We start from the raw sequence: 6,567 nt of genomic DNA on the forward strand, positions 1-6,567 counted from the left end.
TGGTGGGCATTCCCGCGGAATGCATGGTGTTTTTGCTCATGGGGGGAGCGTATCTAAGGAGCAGGATCAAGCAAGCAGGAAAGTGGGATCAAGAGACGATCGTCTCATTTTTCCTGTGTCAATACTGTTCCGGTGAATACTTACTATTGCCGGACAGTGTCCTGCATGGCCGTAAAACGATCGTTTGACGGACAAGCCCGGGACAGCTTTGGACACGACTAGATTACGCCGGTCGTCGTATTGAAGAGCAGCATAGGGTTCATGCTAACGCTCAGGCTATGGTAAGAGCTCACAACGAGGTCAGAGGACAGCACGACAAAAGAGCGTGGTGGATTGAATATCCGCGCACCTTCTACCCGATATCCGATGATCAAGTGGTAACTGCTTCTTGTACCCCTGGGGAATAACGAAGAAGAAGCGAGTACCTTACCGGCCCAAGGCGCACCGTGGCAATGCACGGTGTTGACGATGGCCTGAATGGAAGTCCTAGAAATAATGTAAGTGCATATATACAAGCGTCACTATATTTTTGCGACTTTATGAAAAATCTTATATTTCGAGCTATTATCGCCAAGCCAGTGCATAGCTAATGCTAACCAAATTCTGAAGTTCAAAACCTAATACAAAAAATCTGTACCGCTGGCGATAATTTCCCGTTGACAGTCTTTATATGTTGCTAGTTGCGCTCATTTTTTGATTCCGTTCTTTTTCGTAGTGTTAATTTTGATTATTCCAGACCGAGACCGCTCTATGGCGTCTCTTAAGCAGTCTGTCATCGGTGGCGGGTTGCGCATGAGCGCCTCGATTTGCTCATGTTCTTCTTGGGTTAATGTGATCTGTCCGTGCTGTTTGACTAATGCGTTAGCCTGTGCCAAGCAAGTTGTTATAATGAAGTCGGTCAGAGACACTCCTAAAATAGCTTTGGCTTTTTTAAGCAGAAGATATTCACTCTCACTGATATTGAGGTGTATTTCATGTTGGTTATTCATATGGCCTCTTGTGTTGACTGAATTGCAGCGCCATTAATGGCGCTGCAATATTTAATGAGTGGGCGCATGTTGCAGCTGGAATAGCTAGGGAAGGTGCTAACAAGTCACTTGGCACAAAAACACACCATTCTAAATTATTGATATTAAATGGCTAAACTTTTTATTTTTGGCACATAGGGTACTTATTCGCACCTTCCCTAGCGCATTTATATTTCCTTACACTTAATTGAAACTGCTAGCTATTTGAAGTTTAAATAAAATGCGAAACATTCAGTATCGGATTTGTATATTTGCAGGGGAGTCGCTCCGAGATTAATCAATCCTTTTGCGATGTGCTCTATGCCTCGCTGAGCGGTAATGCTCCGGCGGCTGGTCATGAGATCGATATTACATATTCTATAAATGGCGATACTGTCTATGTCGGTGTTAGCCACAGAATTTTTTATAATCCAGGACAAATATGACAACACATATTTTGGGAACCATGCTTTATTCACCATAAGCTCGAATGATTTTTTGTATTCGTATATCAGATTCTGTTTTTGGGTTGGAGGGTAAAAGAGGCTATCGAACTCTCTTATTATTAGTGTTTTCTTGTCGCCAACGAGTTTTGTGGAACAGTACATCTTTGTTCCGTATCTGTAATCATACAGCCATTGCCCCCCGAAGCATGTGGCTTGATTGAATAGAGTTGATATGCTGTTGTTAATTGTACCGACAACAGATAATGGCGTGTTCCTGGGTGTTTTAGATTCTTCGTAAATAACGGAGTGAATGTGAAATATTTCGTCATCAAATAGATGATTCAGATTCTGGTTGTATAAGTGACAGGCAATTGAATCTGGCTGTAAGGTGATTTTATTAAGAGAATTAACGTCCAGTTTTCCTGTCTGAATGTCATGAGCCAGCAATTCACGAATGTCAGATGCTTGACGGTGGCAGTGACCACATCCTTTATTATTTTCTCTCTTGACTATTGATTGTGAAGCGCAACTTTTCAACTCCGTCCAATTTCGGCAGTTGTAATAAAAAGCGAGCATCTCATAGGCGTGGCTTAGTTGAACGGACAACCGTTCAGCTAATTTTCCTGCGTGAATTTCGAGTGTAGAAAGTTTTGGGTAGTGGCGGGTTTCAAATTTAATGTGAGCAGCCATAATCAAATTCCAGGGCATATGCGACTACCAACCCCACGAAAAACGTCGCAGCCATAGAAAAGTGGTTTCACATCAACTTGTGCAGCAGTTCGCTTTACCCGTGGGCGGTTGGTTCGCACTTACCTTGCGTCACTGTAAGCATACAACCCGCGATAATCAATACGCCCACCCTATCTGACTTGCTGAATTTTACTCATCCCCACGACTTGAACCACACCTCAATACGACGCGCTTTCATCATGATTTTGTTCGGATTTACTCAAGATTCATGCGACTATCGTCCCTGTTCGTGTCTCACAGGGAATGCTCGCCGTGTCTACCATCAACAAAGCCAAGCTCACCGAAACTGACATCATCACCAAGTTCATTCTGCCGGCCGTGAAAGAGGCCGGGTGGGATGACCTGACCCAGATCCGGCAGGAGGTGAAGCTGCGCGATGGCAAAGTGGTGGTGCGGGGTCAGATGGCAGCACGCAAGAAGGTTAAATCCGCCGATATCGTGCTCTACCACAAGCCGGGATTGCCGCTGGCGGTGATCGAGGCCAAGGCCAACAAGCATGAGATTGGCAAGGGGATGCAGCAGGGGCTGGATTACGCCAGCCTGCTGGAAGTGCCCTTTGTCTTCGCCTCCAACGGCGATGGCTTTGTGTTCCACGACAAGACCGCCGATCTGGCATCTGGTGCAGCGCTGGAGAGCGAGATCCGCCTGGAAGATTTCCCCTCGCCAGCCCTGCTGTGGGACAAATACTGCGCTTTCAAGGGCTATCAGCCCGAACAGCTGCCGATGATCACCCAGGACTATTACGATGACGGTTCCGGCAAGTCACCGCGCTATTACCAGCTGCAGGCCATCAACAAGACCATAGAGGCAATCTCTGCCGGTCAGCGCCGCGCCCTGCTGGTGATGGCGACCGGCACCGGCAAGACCTATACCGCCTTCCAAATCATCTGGCGGCTGTGGAAGGCCAAGGCCAAGCAGCGCATCCTGTTTCTGGCGGATCGCAACATTCTGGTCGATCAGACCAAGACCAACGACTTCCAGCCCTTCGGCACGGCCATGACCAAGGTGACGGGGCGCACCGTCGATCCGGCCTATGAAATTCACCTTGCCCTCTATCAAGCGCTGACCGGGCCGGAAGAGTCGCAGAAGGCCTATAAGCAGGTGCAGCCAGACTTCTTTGATCTAATCGTCATCGACGAGTGTCATCGTGGTAGCGCCGCTGAAGATAGCGCCTGGCGCGAGATCCTCGAATATTTCTCGTCGGCCACCCAGATTGGTCTCACGGCTACCCCCAAGGAGACGGACACCGTCTCCAACACCGACTACTTCGGCGAGCCTGTCTATAGCTATTCGCTCAAGCAGGGCATCGAGGATGGCTTTCTGGCTCCCTACAAGGTGGTGCGGGTTGATATGGATGTGGATCTGCAGGGCTGGCGGCCGACCAAGGGGCAGCTCGATAAGCAGGGGAACGAGATAGCGGATCGCATCTATAACCAGAAGGATTTTGACCGCACTCTGGTCATTGATGAGCGCACCCAACTGGTTGCCCAGACGCTAACCAACTACCTGAAGAAAACCGATCCGATGGCCAAGACCATCGTCTTTTGCAACGACATCGACCATGCCGAGCGGATGCGCCGTGCTCTGGTTAATCTCAATCCCGAGCAGGTTGCTAAAAACGACAAGTACGTCATGAAGATCACCGGCGATGACGAGATCGGCAAGGGGCAACTGGATAACTTCATCAACCCGAAGAAGGCCTATCCGGTGATTGCCACTACCTCGGAGCTGATGACCACGGGCGTCGATGCCAAGACCTGCAAACTGGTCGTGCTGGATCAGAACATCCAGTCCATGACCAAGTTCAAGCAGATCATCGGCCGCGGCACTCGGATTGACGACAAGTACAACAAGCTCTGGTTCACCATACTCGACTTCAAGAAGGCCACCGAGCTGTTTGCCGATCCACGCTTCGATGGTGTACCCGAAGGCGTTGTTGTTAGCAACCCTGACGATATCAACCAGCCGGATGACGACTTGGGCGATAGCATGGATGGTACAGATCCACTGCCGGGCGATGACGCGGCCGAAGGCACCGAGTCTGACAACGAAGGGGAAGGCGAGGGTACGCAAGAACCTTCAGGCACCTATGATCCCGGTACTTATCCGCCTGGCTCAGGTGATACGGGCGACTGGGGTGAGCCTGGCGGCGAGCCGCCCGAGGTGCGCAAGTTTTATGTCAATGGGGTGCCGGTCAAGGTCATCGCCGAGCGGGTGCAGTATTACGACACCGACGGCAAGCTGGTGACCGAATCCTTCAAGGATTACACCCGCAAGACCCTGCTCAAGGAGTGCGCCACCCTCGATGCCTTTATCAAGCGCTGGCAGTCGGCCGAGCGCAAGCAGGCCATCATCGACGAGCTGGAGCAGGCCGGGGTGCTGTGGCAGGTGCTCAGTGCCGAAGTCGGCCAGGAGCTCGATCCCTTCGACCTTATCTGCCATGTGGTATACGATCAGCCTCCGCTGACCCGTCGTGAGCGGGCGGATAACGTCAAGAAGCGTAACTACTTCACCAAGTACAACGAGACGGCCCAACAGGTGCTGGCCACCCTGCTCGACAAATACGCCGATCAGGGCGTGGCCGAGATTGAGACCAAGGAGGCGCTCAAGGTGGCCCCCTTTACCGAGCTGGGGCGGCCGCTGGAGCTGGCGAAGAAAGGCTTTGGCAGTCCCAAGGCTTTTGAAGAGGCGATCACCGAGCTGGAAGCCGAGATCTACCGCCAGCCCGCTTGACCCATATCCCATAACAGGAGCGGCCATGCTGCAGGAGTATTCCCTGAGCCTGGCCCTGTTTTTTTAACGCATTCGAGTAATAACGAGCCCTATGTCTTCCATCACGTCAGTTATCAAATCCATTCAGGACATCATGCGCAAAGACGCCGGTATCGATGGTGATGCCCAGCGTCTGGGCCAGCTCTCCTGGCTGCTGTTTCTCAAGATCTTCGATGCCCAGGAAGAGGAGCTGGAGTTCGAGCAGGATAACTACCGCCTGCCCATCCCCGAGCGTCTCTTGTGGCGCAACTGGGCAGCCGATGCCGAAGGGATCACCGGTGATGCCCTGCTCGATTTCGTCAATAACGACTTGTTCGACTCGCTCAAGAATCTGCCCGTGCAGATCGATCTCAACCCGCGCGGCTTTGTGGTCAAAGAGGCCTTCAGCGATGCCTTCAACTACATGAAAAACGGCACCCTGCTGCGCCAGGTGATCAACAAGCTCAACGAGATCGACTTTGGTGACTCCAGCGAGCGCCACCTGTTTGGGGATATTTACGAGCAGATCCTGCGTGACCTGCAAAGCGCGGGTAACGCCGGTGAGTTCTATACCCCGCGGGCCGTGACTCGCTTTATGGTGGATCGGATTGACCCCAAGCTGGGCGAACGCATCATGGATCCGGCCTGTGGCACCGGCGGCTTTCTGGCCTGCGCCTTTGACCACGTTAAAAGCCGCTATGTGAAGACAGCCGCCGACCATCAGACCCTGCAACAGCAGATCCTCGGGGTTGAGAAGAAGCAGCTACCGCACCTGCTCTGTACCACCAATATGCTGCTGCACGGCATCGAGGTGCCGGTGCAGATCCGTCATGGCAACACCCTGAACAAGCCGCTCTCCAGCTGGGATAGCGATATCGATGTGATCGTCACCAATCCGCCCTTTGGTGGCACCGAAGAGGATGGTATCGAGCAGAACTTCCCGGCGGATCTGCGGACCCGCGAGACGGCGGATCTGTTTTTGCAGCTAATTATCGAAGTGCTTAAAGATAAGGGCCGCGCCGCCGTGGTACTGCCAGATGGCACCCTGTTCGGCGAAGGGGTGAAGACCAAGATCAAGCAACTGCTGACCCAGGAGTGCAACCTGCACACCATAGTGCGCCTGCCCAACGGCGTGTTTGCTCCCTATACCGGCATCAAGACCAATATTCTGTTCTTCACCAAGGGACAGCCGACTCAAGAGGTCTGGTTCTACGAGCATCCCTATCCAGACGGCGTGAAGAATTACAGCAAGACCAAGCCGATGAAGTTCGAGGAGTTTGCTGCCGAACAGGCGTGGTGGGGCGACGAGGCAGATGGCTTTGCCGCGCGCGTCGAGAACGAGCAGGCGTGGAAGGTGAGCATTGACGACATCATCACTCGCAACTTCAACCTGGATATCAAAAACCCTCATGTCGGCGAGCAGATAAGCCACGACCCCGACGAGCTGCTGGCTCGTTACGCCACCGAGCAGTATCTATTCACCAGGACGGGGTTGACGGCATCAGTTCTGCCGGGATGGGATAATCTGTCTTCTCGATGCACGCCCTGACCACGGCCCTCAACCACTCCTGTGGGCAGCGGCCCAATCGCTTGCCGGTCTCCACCAACGACAG

Annotated in this window: 4 protein-coding genes and 1 pseudogene; 3 read left to right on the top strand and 2 right to left on the bottom strand. The window is 52.4% G+C overall.

Annotation, left to right across the window (positions count from 1 at the left end; translation table 11 throughout):
* A partial coding sequence (locus tag J9889_RS18125; RefSeq protein ID WP_210557592.1) for a hypothetical protein occupies positions 1–188 on the top strand: 188 nt, incomplete at its 5' end.
* 498 nt (positions 189–686) lie between these two features.
* Here the strand turns inward: J9889_RS18125 and J9889_RS18130 are convergent.
* Together J9889_RS18130 and J9889_RS18135 are read right to left on the bottom strand one after the other, a co-directional pair.
* Entirely contained in the window at positions 687–989 is a 303-nt protein-coding gene (locus J9889_RS18130; protein ID WP_210557594.1) for a DUF1778 domain-containing protein, read from the bottom strand.
* A 239-nt stretch (positions 990–1,228) separates the two neighbouring features.
* Positions 1,229–2,143 (bottom strand): hypothetical protein, encoded by a 915-nt coding sequence (locus J9889_RS18135; RefSeq protein ID WP_210557596.1) that lies wholly within the window; start codon positions 2,141–2,143, stop codon positions 1,229–1,231.
* Positions 2,144–2,455: 312 nt separating this feature from the next.
* Between J9889_RS18135 and J9889_RS18140 the strand changes: the two genes are divergently transcribed.
* On the top strand, positions 2,456–4,936 hold the full coding sequence (locus tag J9889_RS18140; RefSeq protein WP_349237017.1) for a DEAD/DEAH box helicase family protein: 2,481 nt from the start codon (positions 2,456–2,458) through the stop codon (positions 4,934–4,936).
* Positions 4,937–5,027: 91 nt separating this feature from the next.
* A pseudogene (locus J9889_RS18145) lies at positions 5,028–6,374 on the top strand (N-6 DNA methylase); the annotation flags it as partial.
* Between the last annotated feature and the right edge of the window lie 193 nt (positions 6,375–6,567).

The sequence above is a fragment of the Aeromonas sp. PrichA-15 genome, from assembly GCF_017939245.1.
GTDB classification, from domain to species: domain Bacteria; phylum Pseudomonadota; class Gammaproteobacteria; order Enterobacterales; family Aeromonadaceae; genus Aeromonas; species Aeromonas caviae.

Excerpts from the sequence above, each read along its gene's own strand:
- J9889_RS18130 (WP_210557594.1), bottom strand. The coding sequence starts at position 989 with ATGAATAACCAACATGAAATACACCTCAATATCAGTGAGAGTGAATAT.
- J9889_RS18135 (WP_210557596.1), bottom strand. The coding sequence starts at position 2,143 with ATGGCTGCTCACATTAAATTTGAAACCCGCCACTACCCAAAACTTTCT.